Origin of the sequence: Kribbella voronezhensis (assembly GCF_004365175.1) — a bacterium.
In the GTDB taxonomy this organism is placed as follows: domain Bacteria; phylum Actinomycetota; class Actinomycetes; order Propionibacteriales; family Kribbellaceae; genus Kribbella; species Kribbella voronezhensis.
In genome coordinates, this window is record NZ_SOCE01000001.1 from 2,151,534 (window position 1) to 2,170,921 (window position 19,388).

16 protein-coding genes are annotated in these 19,388 nt (G+C 67.9%); 8 read left to right on the plus strand and 8 right to left on the minus strand.

Going from position 1 to position 19,388, the window contains the following annotated elements:
* Window positions 1-69: 69 nt before the first annotated feature.
* Window positions 70-1,053 carry a hypothetical protein gene (locus EV138_RS09685; protein WP_166678541.1) on the plus strand — a complete coding sequence of 328 codons (984 nt, stop codon included), beginning with the start codon at window positions 70-72 and terminating at the stop codon, window positions 1,051-1,053.
* A gap of 29 nt (window positions 1,054-1,082) precedes the next feature.
* Window positions 1,083-1,778 (plus strand): helix-turn-helix transcriptional regulator, encoded by a 696-nt coding sequence (locus EV138_RS09690; RefSeq protein ID WP_238158042.1) that lies wholly within the window; start codon window positions 1,083-1,085, stop codon window positions 1,776-1,778.
* On the opposite strand, the gene EV138_RS09695 is transcribed toward EV138_RS09690, so the two are convergent.
* The 6 genes from EV138_RS09695 to EV138_RS09720 all read right to left on the minus strand — a co-directional run bounded on the left by EV138_RS09695 (window position 1,775) and on the right by EV138_RS09720 (window position 8,912).
* The gene (locus EV138_RS09695; RefSeq protein ID WP_238158043.1) at window positions 1,775-3,676 is read right to left on the minus strand and encodes a hypothetical protein; all 1,902 of its coding nucleotides are present in this window, start codon (window positions 3,674-3,676) and stop codon (window positions 1,775-1,777) included. The genes EV138_RS09690 and EV138_RS09695 overlap by 4 nt on opposite strands.
* A 101-nt stretch (window positions 3,677-3,777) precedes the next feature.
* Window positions 3,778-4,836: a glycoside hydrolase family 130 protein gene (locus tag EV138_RS09700; protein ID WP_238158044.1), complete on the minus strand. Its 1,059-nt coding sequence runs from the start codon at window positions 4,834-4,836 to the stop codon at window positions 3,778-3,780.
* A 17-nt stretch (window positions 4,837-4,853) separates the two neighbouring features.
* Window positions 4,854-5,678, minus strand: a complete 825-nt coding sequence (locus EV138_RS09705) for a carbohydrate ABC transporter permease (protein WP_133978050.1) — start codon at window positions 5,676-5,678, stop codon at window positions 4,854-4,856.
* Window positions 5,678-6,601 (minus strand): carbohydrate ABC transporter permease, encoded by a 924-nt coding sequence (locus EV138_RS09710; RefSeq protein ID WP_133978051.1) that lies wholly within the window; start codon window positions 6,599-6,601, stop codon window positions 5,678-5,680. The genes EV138_RS09705 and EV138_RS09710 overlap by 1 nt, the downstream gene beginning before the upstream one ends.
* On the minus strand, window positions 6,598-7,887 hold the full coding sequence (locus EV138_RS09715; protein ID WP_133978052.1) for an extracellular solute-binding protein: 1,290 nt from the start codon (window positions 7,885-7,887) through the stop codon (window positions 6,598-6,600). The genes EV138_RS09710 and EV138_RS09715 overlap by 4 nt, the downstream gene beginning before the upstream one ends.
* Entirely contained in the window at window positions 7,887-8,912 is a 1,026-nt protein-coding gene (locus EV138_RS09720; RefSeq protein ID WP_133978053.1) for a LacI family DNA-binding transcriptional regulator, read from the minus strand. The genes EV138_RS09715 and EV138_RS09720 overlap by 1 nt, the downstream gene beginning before the upstream one ends.
* Before the next feature lie 306 nt (window positions 8,913-9,218).
* On the opposite strand from EV138_RS09720, the gene EV138_RS09725 reads away from it, so the two are divergent.
* The 6 genes from EV138_RS09725 to EV138_RS09750 are packed head-to-tail and all read left to right on the plus strand — an operon-like array spanning window position 9,219 to window position 15,324.
* The gene (locus EV138_RS09725; RefSeq protein ID WP_238158045.1) at window positions 9,219-10,037 is read left to right on the plus strand and encodes an endo alpha-1,4 polygalactosaminidase; all 819 of its coding nucleotides are present in this window, start codon (window positions 9,219-9,221) and stop codon (window positions 10,035-10,037) included.
* Between the two features lie 39 nt (window positions 10,038-10,076).
* Window positions 10,077-11,363, plus strand: a complete 1,287-nt coding sequence (locus EV138_RS09730; RefSeq protein WP_133978055.1) for an ABC transporter substrate-binding protein — start codon at window positions 10,077-10,079, stop codon at window positions 11,361-11,363.
* The gene (locus tag EV138_RS09735) at window positions 11,363-12,295 is read left to right on the plus strand and encodes a carbohydrate ABC transporter permease (protein ID WP_133978056.1); all 933 of its coding nucleotides are present in this window, start codon (window positions 11,363-11,365) and stop codon (window positions 12,293-12,295) included. The genes EV138_RS09730 and EV138_RS09735 overlap by 1 nt, the downstream gene beginning before the upstream one ends.
* Complete coding sequence (locus EV138_RS09740) at window positions 12,292-13,110, plus strand: carbohydrate ABC transporter permease (protein WP_133978057.1); 819 nt, start codon at window positions 12,292-12,294, stop codon at window positions 13,108-13,110. The genes EV138_RS09735 and EV138_RS09740 overlap by 4 nt, the downstream gene beginning before the upstream one ends.
* Before the next feature lies 1 nt (window position 13,111).
* The gene (locus EV138_RS09745; protein WP_133978058.1) at window positions 13,112-14,038 is read left to right on the plus strand and encodes a carbohydrate kinase family protein; all 927 of its coding nucleotides are present in this window, start codon (window positions 13,112-13,114) and stop codon (window positions 14,036-14,038) included.
* Window positions 14,035-15,324 carry an alpha-glucosidase/alpha-galactosidase gene (locus EV138_RS09750; protein ID WP_133978059.1) on the plus strand — a complete coding sequence of 430 codons (1,290 nt, stop codon included), beginning with the start codon at window positions 14,035-14,037 and terminating at the stop codon, window positions 15,322-15,324. The genes EV138_RS09745 and EV138_RS09750 overlap by 4 nt, the downstream gene beginning before the upstream one ends.
* Here EV138_RS09750 and EV138_RS09755 read toward each other — a convergent pair.
* On the minus strand, window positions 15,321-16,268 hold the full coding sequence (locus tag EV138_RS09755; RefSeq protein WP_133978060.1) for an NAD(P)H-dependent flavin oxidoreductase: 948 nt from the start codon (window positions 16,266-16,268) through the stop codon (window positions 15,321-15,323). The genes EV138_RS09750 and EV138_RS09755 overlap by 4 nt on opposite strands.
* A 117-nt stretch (window positions 16,269-16,385) precedes the next feature.
* Complete coding sequence (gene secA / locus EV138_RS09760) at window positions 16,386-19,310, minus strand: preprotein translocase subunit SecA (RefSeq protein WP_133978061.1); 2,925 nt, start codon at window positions 19,308-19,310, stop codon at window positions 16,386-16,388.
* Between the last annotated feature and the right edge of the window lie 78 nt (window positions 19,311-19,388).

The window sequence follows — 19,388 nt, forward strand, 5'->3', positions numbered from 1 at the left end:
GGCGCGCCGGGGCGGGGTGGGCCTTTTCGGGGGGCTCGCGGGGTGGGGGTGTGGTTTGGGGTTGGGTTGGTGCTCATTTTGATTGTGGGTGGCGTTGCGGTGTGGTTGACGCAGCGGGGTGGCGACGACGGTGGGTCTGCGGCGGCGCCCGCGCCGAATGTCGCTCAGGCGGGTGGCGAGACCACAGGTCAGGCGAAAGAGCTGACCGACGCGCTCATCGGCAAGGGCCTGGAGTGCAGTGTGCGGTTCACGATCGCGGCGGGCGGGAACGCGGGCTGCTTCAGCTGGGCGGACAAGGGGACGACCTCGGCTGAGGTGCTCTTCCAGTACGACAGCGGCGGCACCGTCATCGGGCTGAACCTCAAGACCTTCAGCCAGAAGGAAGGTGTGGCGTTCGTGACGCTGGCACCTGTGCTGCGGACGGTTTCGGAAGTGGTGTTCGGCGCCGATCAGGACAAGGTGGCTCGGGCCGTCGCCGAGCTGCCGACCACCGACGACGCCACGTTCGACGGGGCGTGGGGCAAGTACCACGTTCGCGAGGGCGCGAGCGGGACGACCGTGAGCGCGGCGAAATCGGGGAAGTACCCGCTCACTGTCCCGCGCATCGAGATGGCCAGTTCGCCGGCCAAGCTTGCCGACGCCCTGACCGCCAAGGGCTTCACCTGTGACGCGGCTCGGGAGGACTGTTCCGGCAGCTTCCGCGACGGCAAGGGGCGCACCTCCGTTCTGAGTGCCGGACTGGGTTCGGGCGGCATCTCCACCCTGATCATCGGAGCCGCCGACACCTCGCGTGACGCGGATGCGGAGACGACCAAGGAGACCTTCGCTGAGCTGGTGGGCAACACCCTGGGGACCGCCGGGGGCAACGGCCTCTCGGACGTGCAGAAGTGGTCCGCGGATCACTTGGACGGGCAATCACACAGCGCTTATGTCGGAGGCTGGCGCGTGGACCTGGTGGTGAAGTACGGAACGGCCTACGGCGACGCGGAGCTGGCAAGCAGCTTCGGGCTGACGGTGTCGACCGACAGCCTCTGGACCGTGCCCGGCCAGTAATTGTCGGTGGGGCGCGCAACACTGACAGGGTGAGCCACGAACCAGAGCCGTACCGCGAGCGCGCCGCCCGGTTGCCCGGCGCCGTGCTGTGGACCCGTACGGCGGATGGCGGGGCGTACCGGATTCTCCCCGACGGCTGCATGGACCTGCTCTGGATCGAAGGCGAACTGCTCGTCGCCGGCCCCGACACGAAGGCGTACGTTTCGTCCTCCGCGCGCGGAGCCCGATGCGCGGCGATCCGGTTCGCGCCGGGCACAGCGCCCGGCTTCCTCGGCGTACCGGCGCGGGAGGTCGTCGATCACCGGGTGCCGCTCGCTGACCTGTGGTCGCGAGGCCGGGCCAGGCGGTTGGCCGATCGGATCGCAAGAGCCGGCCACCCGGCGCCCGGGCTGGAGGAAGCTGCGGTCATGTTGTTCGACGAGCCACCGGACCGGCTGGTAGGCCAAGTGGTGCAGGGAATCCGCCGGGGAATCGCCGTCCCGGCACTGGCCGGCAGTGTCGGACTGAGTGAGCGGCAACTCCATCGACGCTGCCTGGACGCGTTCGGATATGGGCCGAAGATGCTGGATCGCGTACTGCGAATGAATCGCGCCCTCGACCACGCCCGCACCGGACTCACCCTGGCGACTGTCGCAGCACAGACCGGGTACGCCGATCAGGCTCACCTCACCCGCGAGGTCAAAGCGCTGACCGGCGTACCGCCACGCGTTCTCCTGCAGGCCTAACCGACGACAGTGAAGCCGCCCGGCAGTACGACGGCCCGCGCGCCGTACTGACGCGAGTGCAGGCGCCCCGAGCTGTCATAGCTGGCGAACGTCGCCGCGCGAGGCAGGTCCACCGATCTCGCGTGAGCGTCGACGCTCGCCAGGAGCAGTCCGCGCCCAAGACTGAGCGAGGAGATCATCGGCAGCAGAAGCACAGCATCGATCTGCACCGAAGGCCCGTTCGCAACAGCGGTGAAGCTCGTCGCACCAGCGGGCAGGACTCCACCCAGGGTGACGGGTAGCAGCGCACCAGGCGCAGCGGAGACGCCCTGTGGCCCCACTTTGCCGTGGTCGACAGCTCCCAGCGCGACAGAACCGGCCTTCCACTCCGTGCTTCCCGCACCTGGAAGCAGATTGACGACAGGCAGAACCAGCCGTGGTTGCGCGGCACCACTGACAGTCCAACTCGCGCGAGCCGCAGGCGGAAGAGAAACATAGGAGCCGTTACTCCATTGGGATTCCCCGGTCCACGCAGACGACGGTGTGACCACAACGCCACCGCCGGCAAGGGCCGCCGCCTCGGCCTCGACCCACGCCAGACCGGACAGCGTGCGCTCACCGTCACCGAGGTCTCGAGCCAGCCGGGCGACGTCTGGATGTTCGTCGAGCGCGAGCATGGACAGCAGCCCGTGAATGGTCGACTCGGCACCGGAGTTGCGATTGATCACGCCGTCTCCGGACACGCCGTCGAAGGTGCGACCCGTCGCGGGATCGTACGTCGGTTCGCCGGCCCGGTTGGCGCCGAAGTACCAGGCTGCCGCAAACGCCGCGACCTGGCGGAGACCGGGGCGACCAGCGGCGCGAGCCACTCCCAGCAACCCCTGCACCCGAGCGTCCACGCCGTACGCGATCTGCGTTCGGTCGATCGGCACCGGGAGCCAGCCGTTGTCGGGTCCGCCCGCGGTCAACAGCAGCGGGGTGAAGCCGGCTGCGTCACCGATGGCCGGTCCCAGCAGTGATCGGTCCCCCAGCGCCGTAGCCGCAGCGGCCAGCGCCGACGGCATCTGGGCGCCCCAGGCATGCCAGTCCGAGACCGACTCGCCCCAGGGCAACAGTGCACGGAACGGCCACGTCCGCGTGTCACCGGCCCCCATCGCCGCAACACCGGAGGCGAACTGAGCCAAGGCCTTCCGAGCCCGCGGAGATCCACCACAGCGCACATAGGCCGACAGCCCGAGCACAGCTTCGGAAGTAGCGTCCGCACCGGCCACTATCAACCACGCCGGTACCCGTCGGCCGTCCACGACGTTCCACTGCCCGTATCGCACCAGCACCTGCCGCTCCAGCGCCGCGATCGCCAACTCGAGCCGCGATCGCAGGAAGGCGGCAAAGCGCACGTCGACCGTCCGGAAGACCGCGTACCCCTCCCCCAACGCCCACACGGTCCGGGCCAGCCAGTACGCCGGGCCGGAGTCCGATGGGTCGGGAAGCTCCGGCGGATCGGCACTCGGGTTCAGCGTGCCGTCAGGCTGCATCCAGAGCACGACGTTCCCGGCATGAGGTCCCTCGGCGGTCTGGAGGAACGTCAACCCGCGCAGCAATCCACGGGCCGCCGCAAGGCTGTGGGAGTCGCGCCGGAGCTGGTAGTGGCGCAGGTAGACCACGGCGGCCCGGGCGATGTCGTCAGCGTTGAAGGCTCCTTGCCCGTAGGTGTTGGTAGCCGGGTCATAAGCGCCACCACCGACTCGCGCATAGGAACCGTCGTCGCGGTGGTCGGCGTACGTCCAGAGCACGCCCACCGGTTCATTGCCGTAAGCAACGTGCCCGGCTGCGGGCGGTGGTGTCACAACCGCACCGAGGAAGTCGAGATGCGCCAGATTGGTCAACCCCGCCGCGGAACCCGCCGCCGCGGAAGCCACCCCTGCAGCCGGAGCCGGGCCGGCAGAAGCCGGTATGACACCCGTCGCAGCGGCAACCGCGAGAGCGCCGCCGCCCGCCAGAACCGTGCGCCGCGAGGCGATCACGGTAACCGGTCCAGTCTGGCGACACCGATCTTCGCGTCCGCCATTCCGTAGAAGACATACCTCACGCCGTCGACCTCCTCGATGGCCGTCGGGAACACCACGTTCCCGACGGTGCCGATCCGTTCCTCTTCGGTTTCCGGCACCAGGATGGGCTCGGCGGTGCGAGCGATCACCTTGGTGACGTCCGTGGGATCGAGCAACAACGCCCCCGCCGCGTAGCTGACCTTTTGCGTCGTCGGGTCGAAGCCCTTCGGCTGCTCCCCGGTCACCCCGTGATGGATCACCAGCCACCCCTCCGGTACTCGCAGCGGCGCCGGCCCGGCCCCGATCTTGAGTTCCTCGAACGGGTACTCCGACATCGCCACCAGCCGGTGCTGCCGAAGATGCACCAGGTTCGCCAGATCCTGTTCCACCGCGCCGACCGGAACGAACGACACCCAGATCCCCGGCCGGTCGTCCGTCACCCCGGCCGGCAGATGGATCCCTTCACCTTCGCGGAACCAGCCCAGGTCCCACATCGGCCGGTGCAACATCGCGTACGCCGGTTCGCCGTCCGGCCCCGGCACCGGTTCGGGGAAGAACACCGTGTCCTTGTTCGGGAACAGGTTCAGGTCGGTGTCGAGGTCGGCCTGGTACTCGAAGTGCAACGGACCCAATCGGGTCCAGTGCCGCAGGTCTTCCGACACCGCGAGCGCGGGCTTCGGCCCGAGCGGTCCATAGGCGACGTAAGTCATCACGTGCTGACCGAGCGAAGGAATCCAGGTGACGCGGGGATCCTCGACCCCGGCGTTGTTCAGGCCGCGCTCCCAGCCTTCGTCCGGAGCGAGCACGACCCCTTCCCGGCGTACGCCGCTGGGAACACCGTCGGTCAGCTCGACCGCCGCGAGGCCCACCCGCGAAATGTTGCCGGGTGCAACCAGCCGCGGCAGCAGGTAGAGCTGCCCGTCCGGTCCGTAGCCGCTGGCCGGATTCAGGACCCCCTCGGACTCGAGGTCGTTGCCGGGCTCCGGCGTCATCACGACACCAAGGCGGGTGAGGGTATAAGGAACAGTCACGACAAACCTTTCAAGATCTAGCCCTTGACCCCGGATTCGAGGCTGGAGGAGATGAAGCGGCGCTGGAAGACGATGAACAGTCCGACCGCCGGTGCGGCCAGTACGCAGGCGCCGGCCAGGACGGCCCCGAACGGGTTCGCCGCGCGCGCCGACACGGTGGTGATGAAGTTCGTCAGCGACACCGCCAACGGTTGGAGGCCCTGCTGCTTGGTGATCAGGAACGGCCAGAGGAACTCGTTCCACGGCCCGATGAAGGTCAGCAGTACGCCGGTCAGCAGGGCCGGCCGCACCAACGGAACCGCCACCCGCCAGAGAATCGCGAGTTCACCGGCACCGTCGATCCGGGCAGCGTCGAACAACTCCTGCGGCAACTGCAGGAAGTACTGCCGGAACACGAACACCGCGGTCGAGTTGATCAGGAACGGCAAGATCATGCCCAGGTACGAATCGGCGAGCCCGTAGCTGCGCACGATCAGCACGTAGAGCGGAATCGTCAGCAACTGGAACGGGATCACCTGGACCAGCAGCATCAGGTTGAACACCGTCCCCCGGCCGCGGAACTGCAGCCGGGCGAGCGCATAGCCGGCCAGCACCCCGAACACCAGCGTGCCGAGGATGACCCCACCCGTGAAGATGCCCGAGTTCAGCAGGGACTTGCCGAGGTTGATGGCAGCGTTGATCGCCTGGTAGTTGTGCAGGGTGAGGTTGCCCGGTCTCGGGAAAGCCCCACCGACCGAGGAGTCGGGTTCGGCCTGCAGGCTGCCGATCAGCATGTAGTAGAAGGGGAACAGGAAGACGAATGCCCCCAGCAACAAAGCGACGAACCGCCACGGACTCTTCATCAGCTCTCCCGATCCAGTAGCCGGCGCTGGACCAGCGCCAGGATCAGCACGCCGATCACCAGCAGTACGCCGATCGCCGAGCCGACGTCGGGATTCCCCTGCTCGATCCCGCGCTGGTACATGATCAGCACCGGCGAGGCGGACGCTCCGTCCGGACCACCGCCACCGGTCAGCAGGTACGGCTCGGTGAACAGGTTCGCTCCGGTCACGGTGGCCAGCAGCACCACCAGCGTCGTGGCCGGCCGGACCCCTGGCACAGTCACGTTGCGGAACGACTTCCACCGCCCGGCGCCGTCCATCGACGCCGCCTCGTACAGGTCCTTCGACACGTTCTGCAACGCGGCCAGGTAGAGCAGGATGAAGAAGCCGAGTTGCTTCCAGGTGACGTAGATCGCCACGGTCGGCATGGCCAGCTTAGAGTTCACCAGCCACGACGGATCAGGAGCCAGCGGCCCCAGCACAGAGTTCACCAGACCGTCGGAGTTGAACAGGAACAACCACACACCGACCACGGCCACCGAAGCCGTTACGTACGGGACGTAGTAGCTGACCCGGAAGAACCCGCGCCACCGGATGGCTGCGTTCAGCGACCAGGCCAGTAGCAACGAGAGCACCACGGTCAGCGGCACGTTGATCAGCAGGAAGATCCCGACGTTCGCGAACGACCTGCGGACCGCCGGGTCCGACAGCACGGTCGCGTAGTTCGCGAACCCCACCCACGGCCGATCCACGATCGCGCCCGGCGCCGCGAAGAAGTAGTCGTGGAAGGACATGTAGACCGCGAACCCGAGCGGATAGGCGAACACGGCCGCCAGGAACACGACGTACGGCGTGACGAAGGCCGTCCCGATCGGCTGCTTGCCGATCACCCGGCCGACCACCCGGGTGACGCCGCCGCCGGTCGCCCGGTCGCGCGGCCTCATGATCCGGAGGCGAGCTGATCGACCTTCTGGACTGCTCCGTCGAGTGCCGCACCTGGATCCTGCTGTCCGAAGATGACCGACTTCGACCAGGCGTCGCGGAAGGTCTGCCAGATCGTGATGGAGTTCGGGACGTTCGGCACCTCGACCGTACGGGCCGCCTGGTCGGCGAACCCCTTGTAGTCAGGGTTCTTGGCGAAGTACTCCGGGTAGGCGGTGGACACCCCGTCGCGGAGCGGCATCTGGCCGGTCGCCTGCAGGAACTTGCCGTCCTGCTCCTTGCTGGTGGCGAACTTCAGCACGTCCCACGCGGTACCACGGTTCTTGCACGCGGAGTACATCGCGACGTTCTTCGCGTCACTGAACGTGTAAGTCTCGGCGGCCGGCTTGCCCGCCGACGTCGGCACCGGCACGGCGCCCCACTCGACCTTGCCCTTGTACGTCGCGATCGCCCACGGTCCCACGATCGCCATCGCGGCCTTGCCGTCGACGAACGAGTCGCCGTTGTACTTCTCCTGGGAGGCCAGCTTGTCGGCGTACAGGGTCCGCCAGAACGCCGCGACCTTCTTGCCCTCCTCCGAGGCGAACTGAGACTTGCCGTCGGCAATCAACTGCTTGCCACCGGTCTCGGCCGCGAACAGCGGATAGAAGTCGAACCAGGACTGGAAGAACTCGTTGCTCGGCGCGGGATAGATCGCGAACTTCGCGCCGCCCGCGGCGACGACCTTCTTCGAGGTGGCGAGGAATTCGTCGTACGTCGACAGCGGCGGCTTGGCGGTGTCGATCCCGGCCTTGGCGAACGCCTTCTTGTTGTAGAAGATCATCACCGGGTTGGCCTTCCACGGCAGCTGGTAGTACTTGCCGTCGGTCGACTTGTACTGCTGCGCGACCTTGCCGCTGCGTTCCTCGATGTACGACTTGCCGTCGGAGAAGCTGTCGAGCGCCACCAGGCCACCCTGCTTCTGGAACTGCGAGACCGACGCCGGCGAGGTGTTGAAGATCAGGCAGGGCGCGTTCCCGGCCGTGATCGCGGCACCGATGACCTCCTCGGACGACTTGCCGGTCGGGATCTCCTGGCCGGTCACCTTCTGGTCCGCGTGCGCGGAGTTCCAGGAGGCGACCATCTGCTTGGCCCAGGCGACTTCCTCGGCGTTGTTGGAGTACCAGACCGTGATCGGTCCCTTGGCCTGCGCGGCTGCGTCGGAGCTGCCGCCACCGCCACCGCCACAGGCGGCCGCGGTACCGGCCAGTCCCAGCGCGAGCAGGACGGATGTGACTTTTCGCTTCATTACTCCTCCAAAAGAGCCGTGGAGCCCCGGACGACCAGTTGGGCCGGTGGGAGTTCCACATCGGCGACGTCACCGTCGCCGTCGATCGACTGGATCAAGGTGGTGGCCGCGGTGGCGCCGAAGGCGAACGGATCGGCGCGCACGGTGGTCAACGCGGGATGGACGAACTCGGCGAGTTCGCTGTCGTCGAAGCCGGCGACGCTGAGGTCGTCGGGCACGGTCAGGCCGGCCTGGTGGGCCGCCCCGATGCCCGCGATCGCCATCCGGTCGTTGGCGTAGACGATCGCGGTCGGCGGTTCGGGAAGGGCGAGCAGCCGGCGGGTGGCCTCGGTTCCGCCGGCGGCGGTGAAGTCACTGACCTCGACCCCGATCGGCTCGAGCCCGGCCGCGGCCAGGGTCTCGGTGAAGGCTTGTGAGCGGGCGGTCGCGTGCACGAAGGCCGGCGGCCCGGCTACGTGGGCGATCCGCCGATGCCCGAGCTGGAGCAGGTGCTCCACGACGGCGACCGTGCCCGGGCGGTCGTCGAGGCAGACCGCCGGGAAGGGCGAGGAACCGACCGGACGGTTCAGCGTGACGGCGGGCAGGCCGAGCTCCACCAGCAGCTCGATCCTGGGGTCCTCGTGCCGGAGGTCGGACAGGAAGACACCGTCGACCCGGCCGTCCTGAGCGAGCCTGCGATACCCGGCCGCCTCGTCCTCGCCGGCCGTCACGACCTGCAGGACGAGAGCCTGCCCGCGCGGCGCCAGCACACTCTCCACCCCGGCGATGAAGGCCGGGAAGAACGGGTCCGACGACAGCACGGCCGGGTCCCGGGTGATCACCAGGCCGAGCGCGAACGCCTTCGAGACCGACAGCGAGCGAGCCCGGCTGCTGGGCCGCCAGCCGAGCTCGTCGGCGGCGGCGAGGATCCGGTCGACCGTCGTCCGGGCCAGGCCCGGACGGCCGTTCAGGGCGAACGAGACAGCACCCTTGGACACGCCTGCCCGGGTGGCCACGTCCGCGATGGTCGGCCGTTCCTTGCTCATCCGCACCTCGTTCTGAGTGTTTAAACCGGTTTAATTGCTCACTAAACCGGTGTAAACGCACACAGTCAAGAGGTCAGTCGCAACTGCGCAGTAACGCGCTCTTCGAGAAGTTCCACGCAGTCGTTTGCAGTCTCTCCCTTGACGAGGCGGCTACCGCATCGCTTAACTAGGGCGCCAGGCACCAAGGAATTGGTGCCGAGTGACGCACCCAGCCGGTAGAGGGCCCCAGCGTCCGAAGTCCGGTACTCCGGCGCCAGGGCTCGTGCCCGAGGCGGGGTAGCGTCCACGGGACCGATGGAGCCAATCGTGTCCGAATCTCGCCCGCTCTCCCGCCGCCTGCTGCTCGCCGGTCTCGCTGCCGCCCTGGCACTGACGGCCCTCGTCTCGGTGCTCAGCCGCAACGACGCCTCGGCAGCCGCCACCCTCCCGCCGACCCACGCCAAGTTCGACTACCAGATCGGCGGCGCCTACAAGCCACCGTCGGGCGTCCAGGTCGTCACCCGCGACCGGACCGCCGCACCCGCTGCCGGCCTCTACAACATCTGTTACGTCAACGCCTTCCAGGTCCAGCCCGGTGAGCAGAGCCAGTGGGACTCCGACCTGCTGCTGCGCGACGCCCAGGGCAACGTCGTGATCGACGAGGACTGGGGCGAGGCGCTCCTGGACATCCGCACCACCGCCAAGCAGACCCGGATCGCGGCCAAGGTCAACGGCTGGATCGACGGCTGCGCAGCCAAGGGCTACCAGGGCATCGAGCCGGACAACTACGACAGCTACAGCCGCTCGAAGAACCTGATCACCACCGGCCAGGCCAAGGCGTACCTGAAACTCCTGGCCACCCACGCGCACACGAAGAACCTCGCCATCGCCCAGAAGAACACCGTGGAACTGGCCGGTTCGCGTCAGTCGGTCGGCCTGGACTTCGCGGTCGCCGAGGAATGCGGTCAGTACGACGAGTGCGGCGACTACACCGCTGCCTTCGGCAACAACGTGATCGTGATCGAGTACACCGACAGCGGCCGGAAGAAGGCCTGCAGCGGTTTCGGCACCAGGTTGAGCATCGTGCAGCGCGACGTGGACGTCTCCGTCCCCGGCGACAGCGGCTACGTCCGCAAGACCTGCTGACCCCCATCCTCCACCAGTAGTCCTCTCAGGAGGTCACCCATGTCATCACCATCCCGTCGCGACGTCCTGCGCGCGGCCGCCGTCCTCGCCGCTGCCGGCACCCTCGGCGCCTGTGGCAAGTCCGGGAACGACGGAGCCGGCGCCGACGGCGTCGTCACGATCGATCTCTGGCACGGCCAGGTCGACACCGGCAAGAAGGCGATCGATGCCTTGGTCAACGAGTTCAACAAGACCCATCCCAAGATCAAGGTGGTCGGTGGTGGTGGCGGGGTGACCGCCGACAGCATGCTGCAGAAGGTCACTGCGGGGCTGGCGGCCGGGTCCTTCCCGGACATCGCGTACATCTTCGGCTCGGATCTGGCCAGCATGACCCGCAGTCCCCAGGTGGCCGACCTGACCTCGGCCGTGGATCTCAAGGACTACTGGCCGGCCGCGAGGGACGCGGTGACCGTGCAGGGCAAGGTGCGCGCGATGCCGGCCCTGGTCGACTCGCTCTGCGTTGTCTACAACAAGAAGCTCTTCGCGGCGGCCGGGGTGCCGGTGCCGAAGGCGGGCTGGACCTGGGACGACTTCATCGCCACCGCGCAGAAGCTCACCAATCCAGGGAAGGGCGTCTTCGGCACCGGCTGGCCGGGCGTCGGCGACGAGGACACCGTCTGGCGGCTGTGGCCGATGATCTGGGACCTCGGCGGTGACGTCGTCAGCGCGGACGGCAAGACCGTCGGTTTCGACAAGGTCGGCGAGCAGGCACTCGGCACGCTCGACCGCTTGCGCACCGACAAGTCCCTGTACGTCGACCCGAAGCCCGGTGGCGAGCAGCTCTACCAGGTCTTCCTCGGTGGCCGGATGGGAATGGTTGCCACCGGCCCCTGGCAGCTCCCCGACGTGATCGACAAGGGCCTCGACTACGGCGTCGCCCCGCTCCCCTCGTACTCCGGTAAGCCGCTGACGATCTCCGGGCCGGACACCTGGACCGTGTTCGACAACGGCTCCGCGAAGGTCAAGGCCGCGACCGAGTTCCTCACCTGGCTGACGAATCCCCAGCAGGACGTGCGTTGGGACATCCAAGGTGGCAGCCTCCCCCTGACCACCGCGTCGGCCGCACTGCCCGAGTGGAAGAAGCACGCCACCAGTACTACGGGGTTGCAGGTCTTCGTGGATTCGCTCGAGACCGCCCGGGTCCGGCCGACCATCACGGCGTACCCGAAGATCTCCCAGCAACTCGGCCAGGCGATCGTCGCGGTCCTGCTGGGCAAGAAGTCACCGGCCGACGCGCTGAAGGACTGCGTCGAGCAGTCCAACTCCATCCTGGCTGTGCCGAACTGATGGCCAGCGTCGTCGGCACGTTCACGATCGATCCACGAGCCCGGCGGGCCGCGGCGAAGCGTCGTACCAGGGGTGAAGGGGCGACCGCCTGGGCGTTCGTCAGTCCGTCGGTGCTGATCATCCTCGGGCTCAGCATCGTGCCGGTGCTGTGGTCGTTGTTGCTGTCGTTCCAGGTCAACGACCTCGTCTCGCCGAGCCGGTGGGTCGGATTCGCCAACTACAAGGCATTGTCCGCCGACCCGGCGTTCCAGGCGGCGGTCGAGCACACCTTGGTCTACACGGCGCTGTACGTTCCGCTCAGCGTCGTCGGCGGGCTGGGGATCGCCTTGATGCTGGACCGGCAGATCCGGTTCATCAGCATCTACCGCACGCTGGTGTTCGTGCCGTTCGTGGTGTCGGCGGCAGCGCAGGGCGTGCTGTTCTCGTTCGTGCTCGACCCGGAGTTCGGGGCGGCGAACTCGGTGCTGCACAAGTTCGGCCTGCCTGCGCAAGGGTTCTTCAGCGATCCCGGCCAGGCGCTCTACCTGCTGGTCGCGATCTCGTTGTGGAGCGGGACCGGCTTCTGTGTGATCGTCTATCTCGCTGCCCTGCAAGGGGTTCCGGGCGAGTTGGTCGAGGCGGCCAGGATCGACGGAGCAGGACGAGCCGGCGTACTGCGGCATGTGGTGCTGCCGACGCTCACTCCGGTCACCGTGTTTCTCGCGCTGTTTCAGGTGATCAACGCGTTGCAGGTGTTCGATCTGGTCTTCGTCACCACCAAGGGCGGCCCGCTGGGATCGACGACGGTGATCGTCTACTTCATCTGGGAGAAGGCGTTCAAGAGCTTCACGGCCGGCTACAGCGCCGCGGCGGCGTACGCGTTGGCTGTCGCACTACTGCTCGCTGGACTGGCTCTGCAGTTGTACCAGCGCCGACGGAAGGGGGTCCGATGAAGAAGCTGCCGTTCAGCCCGTGGCACTTCGTCCTGGCTCCGCTGGCGTTGCTGTTCGCGCTGCCGTTGATCTGGTTGCTGGTCAGCTCGGTGATGAGCAATGCGGAGATCAACAAGTTCCCACCGGCGCTGTGGCCGTCGGGGATCAAGCTGGACGGCTACCGGTTCGTGCTCGGGAACGCCTTGTTTCCCCGGTGGTTCCTGAACTCGTTCATCGTCTCGGCCGTCGCGGTGACGGCGAACCTGGTGTTCGGCTCGCTCGGCGGGTACGCGTTCGCGCGGATGCGCTTCGCGGGCTCGCGGCTGCTGCTCGGGCTGATGCTCGCGACGATGGTGATCCCGTTCCAGCTCACGATGATCCCGACCTTCCTGGTGATGAAGGATCTCGGCCTGATCGACACCCTCGGCGCATTGATCGTGCCTTCGCTGGTGACGCCGTTCTCGGTGTTCCTGTTCCGCCAGTTCTTCGTCACGCTGCCGCGCGAACTGGAGGAGGCAGCCTGGATCGACGGCTGCGGCCGGCTCCGGATCCTGGTCTCCGTCGTCCTCCCGCTCGCCCGGCCCGCGCTCAGCACGGTCGCGGTCCTGACGTTCCTGAGCACCTGGAACGACCTGACCTGGCCGCTGATCGCGATCAACCATGACTCGAACTACACCCTCCAGCTCGGACTGACCACCTTCCAGGGCCAGCACCACACCCAATGGGCGGCCGTGATGGCGGGCAACGTCATCACCGTGCTGCCGGTGCTGCTCGGCTTCCTGCTGGCCCAGAAGGCGTTCATCCGCTCGCTGGCCGCTACCGGACTCAAAGGCTGATATGAAGACTTTCGACCTGCTCGTCATCGGCGACGCCAATCCCGACGTGGTGATCGGCCCGGTGAACCAACCCCTCACCTTCGGACAGCGCGAACGCCTGGTCCCGACGGGATCGCTGTGCCTGGGTGGATCCGCCGCGATCATGGCCTGCGGTGCCGCCCGGCTCGGCCTCAGCGTCGCGTTCGCCGGCCGGATCGGCGACGACCCGGCCGGCGCCTTCGTCCGCGCGGCGCTGGAAGAACGCGGCGTCGACACCACCGCGCTGGTGGTCGACGCCATCCTGCCGACGCCGCTGACGACGGTGCTCACGTCGGCCGGGGATCGCGCGATCCTGACCGCTGCCGGCTGCCTGCCCGCCACCACGGCGTACGACGTACCGGCCGAGTTGCTCAGGTCGGTCCGGCATGTGCACGCGGCGTCGTTCTACCTGATGCCGGAGCTGGCCAGCGGGCTGGCCGGGTTGTTCAAGGAGGCGCGGAGCAACAAGGCGACCACCTCGCTCGACACCAACGACGACCCGGCCGACCGCTGGGACCGGATGGTGCTCGACCCCGTTCTGCGCGTCACCGACATCCTGCTGCCGAACGCGGCCGAGGCGCACGCGCTCACCGGCCACCCCGTCCTCGCCGACGCCGCCGGAATTCTGGCCCGGCGCGGACCGCTGGTGGTGGTGAAGAACGGAGCCGACGGGGCGATCGCCCACGACGGATCCTCCGTACTCCGGGCCGAGGCGCTGCCGATCGAACCGGTCGACACGGTCGGCGCGGGCGACAGCTTCGACGCGGGCTTCGTCACCGCCGTACTGCGTGGCTTGGGCCGGCCGCAAGCGCTCGCGATCGCGGCTGCCTGCGGCTCGCTGTCGACCCGTGCAGCGGGCGGTACCGCGGCCCAGCCCGACTGGGACCTGGCGCTGGAGAGTGCCCGATGACCAGGATCGCGTTCATCGGCGCGGGCAGTGTCGTGTTCACGCAGGGATTGCTGGCCGACCTGTTCAGCTTCACGGACCTGGGCGAGCTCGAGATCGCGTTGCACGACATCGATCCCGAGCGGCTCGACACAGCCGCCCGAGCCGCGCAGTACATCGCTGACCAGCGTGGCGCGCAGCCGCAGATCAGCGCGCACCTCGAACGACGGGCGGCGCTCGACGGCGCCGACTTCGTGATCAACATCGTCCAGGTCGGGATGAACGACGCCACCCGGATCGACTTCGAACTGCCGGCGAAGTACGGCGTACGGCAGACGATCGGCGACACGCTCGGTGTCGGTGGCGTCTTCCGGGCGCTCCGGACCTTTCCGGTGCTCAAGGGACTGGCCGAGGACATCGCCGCGACGTGCCCGGATGCCTGGCTGCTGAACTACACGAACCCGATGGCGATGAACGTCTGGTACCTCGGGGCGCTCGGCGTCCGCAACGTCGTCGGCCTCTGCCACTCGGTCTACTGGACGATGAACGACCTGTCCCACCTGGTGGGAGTCCCGTACGGCGAGGTCACCTACCTCGCCGCCGGCGTCAACCACCAGGCCTGGGTACTGCGGTTCGAACGCGCCGGCGAGGATCTCTATCCCCTGCTGGACGAGCGGATCGCGCGGGAGCCGGAGTTGGAGCGGCGGGTCCGGGTCGACATGTATCGGCGGCTCGGCTACTACCCGACCGAGACGAGCGAGCACTCCTCGGAGTACGTGCCCTGGTACTTGTCACACCAGTCCGAGGTGGAGCGGCTGCGATTGCCGATCGGCGACTATCTGCGGATCGTCGAGGAGAACGTGGCGCTGTACGAAGGGACCCGCGATGCGCTGAAACGCGGTGAACCTCTGGCGGTCGAGGGCACCATGGAGTACGCGCCGCAGGTGATCCACAGCATCGTGACGGGGACGCCCCGGACGATCTACGGGAACGTCGCCAACCATGGAGTCATCCCCAACCTGCCCGGTGGTTCTGTGGTCGAAGTCCCTTGCCTGGTTGACGGTTCGGGTGTTCAGCCCACAGCGGTCGGCGCTCTGCCGGCCCAGTGCGCGGCGCTGAACCGGTCCTATGTGAACGTCAACGAACTGGTCGTCCGCGCTGCCTTGGAGGACGACCCGCTCTCGATCCGGCAGGCGTTGCTGATGGATCCGGCCACCGCTCTTCCGGCGGATCAACTATGGGCCCTGTGCAACGAGTTGGTGGATGCTCATAGCAACTACTTACAGCCGTCGTTGCGGACTTTGCTTTAGAGGGCCTGCTCCAGATAGGTGCGATAGGTGGCGAGGTCGGCCAGGACGTCGGCGGCAGTGCTGTTCTTCCGCAGCGCGCCCACGCCCTGGCCGGCGTACAGAGAGGCGGTGGTCGGGTCGGCCGCCTTAGTGGCCGCGACGTACTCGTCGTGACCGGCGTCGTCCGACTTGAGGGCCGGCTCCTGGCCTTCCCAGCGGTCATAGAACGCGTTACGGAGAGCGCGGCCGCCGAATTCGTCCGGCCAGCCGGCTCGTGATGCGGCGTCGAAGACCGTGCCGTAGACGGTGGCGGTCTCGTCGGCCTCGATCAGGGCCCGCCGCGACGGCTCGGGCGTCAGCGCCTCCTCGGCCGTGAGGAACGCGGTACCGATCCAGCCGCCGGCCGCACCGGCCGCGAGTACGGCGGCCAGACCACGCGGGCCCGAGATGCCGCCGCCCGCGAGGACGGGGAGGTCGGTGAGGTCCAGAATCGCTTGCAGCAAAGGAAGTGCGCCGACCTCGTTGCGGCCGTGCCCGCCGGCTTCGGCGCCGCGGGCAACGATCACGTCGACACCGGCCGCGATCCCCGCCCGCGCGTCCGCGACGGTGCCGGCCTGCATCGCCACGACGATCCCGGCCGCCCGCAGCGGTTCGACGTACGGCGTGAGGTCGCCGAAGCTGAGCGACACGAGGGCGGGCCGCAGTTCGAGCACCGCCTCGAGATGCTCGGGACGGTCGGCGACGGACCAGGCCATCAGGCCGACCCCGTACGGCTTGCCACTCGCCGCGGCGATCGCGCCTTCGGTCCGGATCCAGTCGGCGGTGACCGCGGAACCGGCGCCGAGCATGCCCAGTCCGCCGGCCGCCGAGATCGCGGCCGTCAGCCGGCCGCCGCTCACGTTCGCCATCGGCGCACCGACCACCGGCACGGTGAGCCCGAACTTCTCCGTCAGCCAAGTCCCCATCAGCGGCTCCTTTCGCAGGTCACCAGAGCACCACATCGCCGCGCCCCGGGGCCATGTCGGGGGTCACAAACGGCGAAAGCCCGCCCCGATACCCGGGACGGGCTTTCGTTGCCTGCGTCAGCTCTTGTAGACGTCCGAGGCCGGGTCGCCGTGGCACCGCTTGTACTTCTTGCCGGAGCCGCACGGGCAGACCGCGTTGCGCGGCGTACCGGCGTACTCCAGGGCGCCGCCCTCGGTGGCGTCCATGTGCACGGACACCTCGTCGTCGCCATCGATGGTCGGCGCCGAGTAGGACAGCTTCTGCGGACGGCTCGTTCCGCTCAGGCCCTTGGCGCGCAACTTCGGGGCGTCCTGCGGCCGCGGCGTGTCCTGCGGCCGGTCCTCGTCGTCCTCGCCGGACTGCCGGCCCGGGAACTCGGCGACCGGAGCACCCGGCACCAAGATGTCCTCGGCCTCGGTCTCCTCGAGCTCGGCCAGCTCAGCCTGCGCGGCGAGGTCGGCCTGCATCGCCTCGATGTCGACCTCGACGTTGAAGATGAAGGCGACCGACTCCTCCTTGATGGACTCCATCATGGCGGCGAACATGTCGTAGCCCTCACGCTGGTACTCCACCAGCGGGTCGCGCTGGGCCATCGCGCGCAGGCCGATGCCCTCGCGCAGGTAGTCCATCTCGTACAGGTGTTCGCGCCACTTGCGGTCCAGCACGCTGAGCACCACCCGGCGCTCCAGCTCGCGCATCGCGTCGCTGCCGAGCAGCTCCTCGCGCCGTGCGTACGCCTCGCGGGCGTCGGTGACGAACCGCTCGATCAGGAAGTCCGGGGTCAGGCCGGCCCGGTCGCCGCCCGCCTCCTCGACCAGCTCTTCCTCGGTCAGCTCGGTCTGGTACAGCGTCTTGAGCGCGGTGAACAGCGCGTCAAGATCCCAGTCCTCCGCGAACCCGTCGGCGGTCGCGCCCTGCACGTAGCCGGTGACGGTCTCGTCCAGCATGTCCAGCACCTGCTCCTGCAGGTCCGCGCCCTCGAGCACGCGGCGGCGCTCGGCGTACACGACGTGCCGCTGCCGGTTCATCACGTCGTCGTACTTGAGGATGTTCTTCCGGGTCTCGAAGTTCTGCGCCTCGACCTGGGACTGGGCCGACGCGATCGCCTTGGTGACGACCTTGTTCTCCAGCGGCACCGTGTCGTCGTCGTTGCGCGACATCGCCCAGTCGACCATCTCGCGCTTGAACAGGCGCATCAGGTCGTCCTCGAGCGACAGGTAGAACCGGGACTCGCCCGGGTCGCCCTGACGGCCGGCGCGACCACGCAGCTGGTTGTCGATCCGGCGCGACTCGTGCCGCTCGGTGCCCAGCACGTACAGACCGCCGGCCTCGCGGACCTCGACCTGCTCGTCCTTGACCTGCTGCTCGAACTTCTCCAGGACCTTCGGGTACTCCGCCTCGTACTCCTCCGGGCTCTCGACCGGGTCGATCCCGCGGGCCCGCAGGTCCTTGTCGGCCAGGTGCTCGGGGTTGCCGCCGAGGATGATGTCGGTACCACGGCCGGCCATGTTGGTGGCCACCGTGACGGCGTTCTTGCGGCCCGCCTCGGCGACGATCGCGGCCTCCCGCGCGTGCTGCTTGGCGTTCAGCACCTCGTGCGGGATGTTGCGCTTGCGCAGCTGGTTCGAGAGCCGCTCGGACTTCTCCACGCTCGTCGTACCGACCAGGATCGGCTGCCCGGTCTCGTGCCGCTTGGCGATGTCCTCCACCACGGCGTCGAACTTGGCGTCCTCGGTGCGGTAGATCAGGTCGCGCTGGTCGGCGCGGACCATCGGCTTGTTGGTCGGGATCGGGACCACGCCGAGACCGTAGATCTTGGAGAACTCGGCCGCCTCGGTCATCGCCGTACCGGTCATGCCGGCCAGTTTGTTGTAGAGACGGAAGTAGTTCTGCAGGGTGATGGTCGCGAGCGTCTGATACTCCTCCTTGATCTCGACCTTCTCCTTGGCCTCGATCGCCTGGTGCAGACCCTCGTTGTAGCGGCGGCCGTGCAGGGTGCGGCCGGTGTGCTCGTCGACGATCAGGACCTCGTTGTCGACGACCACGTAGTCCTTGTCGCGGCGGAACAGGTCCTTGGCCTTCAACGCGTTGTTCAGGTAGCTGATCAGCGGGGTGTTGGCCGACTCGTACAGGTTGTCGATACCGAGCCGGTCCTCGACCTTCTCGATGCCGCGCTCGAGGATCGCCACCGTGCGCTTCTTCTCGTCGACCTCGTAGTCGGCGACCGGGCGCTGCTCCTCGGGGATCTTGTCGTCGGCGAACCGCGGCTTCAGCTGGGCCGCGAGGTTGGCCATCTCGACGTACCAGCGCTGCGAGTCCTCGGCCGGGCCGGAGATGATCAGCGGGGTCCGGGCCTCGTCGACCAGGATCGAGTCGACCTCGTCCACGATCGCGTAGTTGTGCTCGCGCTGCACGCAGTCGGCGATGTCGCTCGCCATGTTGTCGCGCAGGTAGTCGAAGCCGAACTCGTTGTTGGTGCCGTAGGTGATGTCCTTGGCGTAGGCGATCCGGCGCTCGGCCGGGCTCATCTCCGGCAGGATCACGCCGTAGTCGAGGCCGAGGAAGTGGTACACCCGGCCCATCCACTCGGCCTGGAAGCGGGCCAGGTAGTCGTTCACCGTGACCACGTGGACGCCCTTGCCGGACAACGCGTTCAGGTACGTCGGGAGGGTGCCGACCAGGGTCTTGCCCTCACCGGTCTTCATCTCGGCGATGTTGCCCAGGTGCAGCGCCGCGCCACCCATGATCTGGACGTCGTAGTGGCGCTGGTGAAGGGTTCGCTTGGCCGCCTCGCGGACCACCGAGAAGGCCTCCGGGAGCAGCGCGTCGAGGGACTCCCCGTTGTCGACTCGCTGCTTGAACTCGGCCGTCTGGCCGCGCAGCTCCTCGTCGGTCATGTTCACGAAGTCGTCCTCGATCGAGTTGACCAGCTTCGCGATGCCCTCGAGCCGGCGGACGATCTTGCCCTCGCCGATTCGCAGTAACTTGTCGAACGCCTTCATCGTGGGGGGTCCACTCCTTGACTGTGCAGCCTTCAATGCGGCGGGTGCCTGACCATGCGTGCCCAGTGACGAGGGCAG

Coding starts and splice junctions, on each gene's coding strand:
- EV138_RS09705 (WP_133978050.1), bottom strand. CDS start 5,678: ATGAAGAGTCCGTGGCGGTTCGTCGCTTTGTTGCTGGGGGCATTCGTC.
- EV138_RS09710 (WP_133978051.1), bottom strand. CDS start 6,601: ATGAGGCCGCGCGACCGGGCGACCGGCGGCGGCGTCACCCGGGTGGTC.
- EV138_RS09715 (WP_133978052.1), bottom strand. CDS start 7,887: ATGAAGCGAAAAGTCACATCCGTCCTGCTCGCGCTGGGACTGGCCGGT.
- EV138_RS09720 (WP_133978053.1), bottom strand. CDS start 8,912: ATGAGCAAGGAACGGCCGACCATCGCGGACGTGGCCACCCGGGCAGGC.
- EV138_RS09730 (WP_133978055.1), top strand. CDS start 10,077: ATGTCATCACCATCCCGTCGCGACGTCCTGCGCGCGGCCGCCGTCCTC.
- EV138_RS09735 (WP_133978056.1), top strand. CDS start 11,363: ATGGCCAGCGTCGTCGGCACGTTCACGATCGATCCACGAGCCCGGCGG.
- EV138_RS09740 (WP_133978057.1), top strand. CDS start 12,292: ATGAAGAAGCTGCCGTTCAGCCCGTGGCACTTCGTCCTGGCTCCGCTG.
- EV138_RS09745 (WP_133978058.1), top strand. CDS start 13,112: ATGAAGACTTTCGACCTGCTCGTCATCGGCGACGCCAATCCCGACGTG.
- EV138_RS09750 (WP_133978059.1), top strand. CDS start 14,035: ATGACCAGGATCGCGTTCATCGGCGCGGGCAGTGTCGTGTTCACGCAG.
- EV138_RS09755 (WP_133978060.1), bottom strand. CDS start 16,268: ATGGGGACTTGGCTGACGGAGAAGTTCGGGCTCACCGTGCCGGTGGTC.
- secA (WP_133978061.1), bottom strand. CDS start 19,310: ATGAAGGCGTTCGACAAGTTACTGCGAATCGGCGAGGGCAAGATCGTC.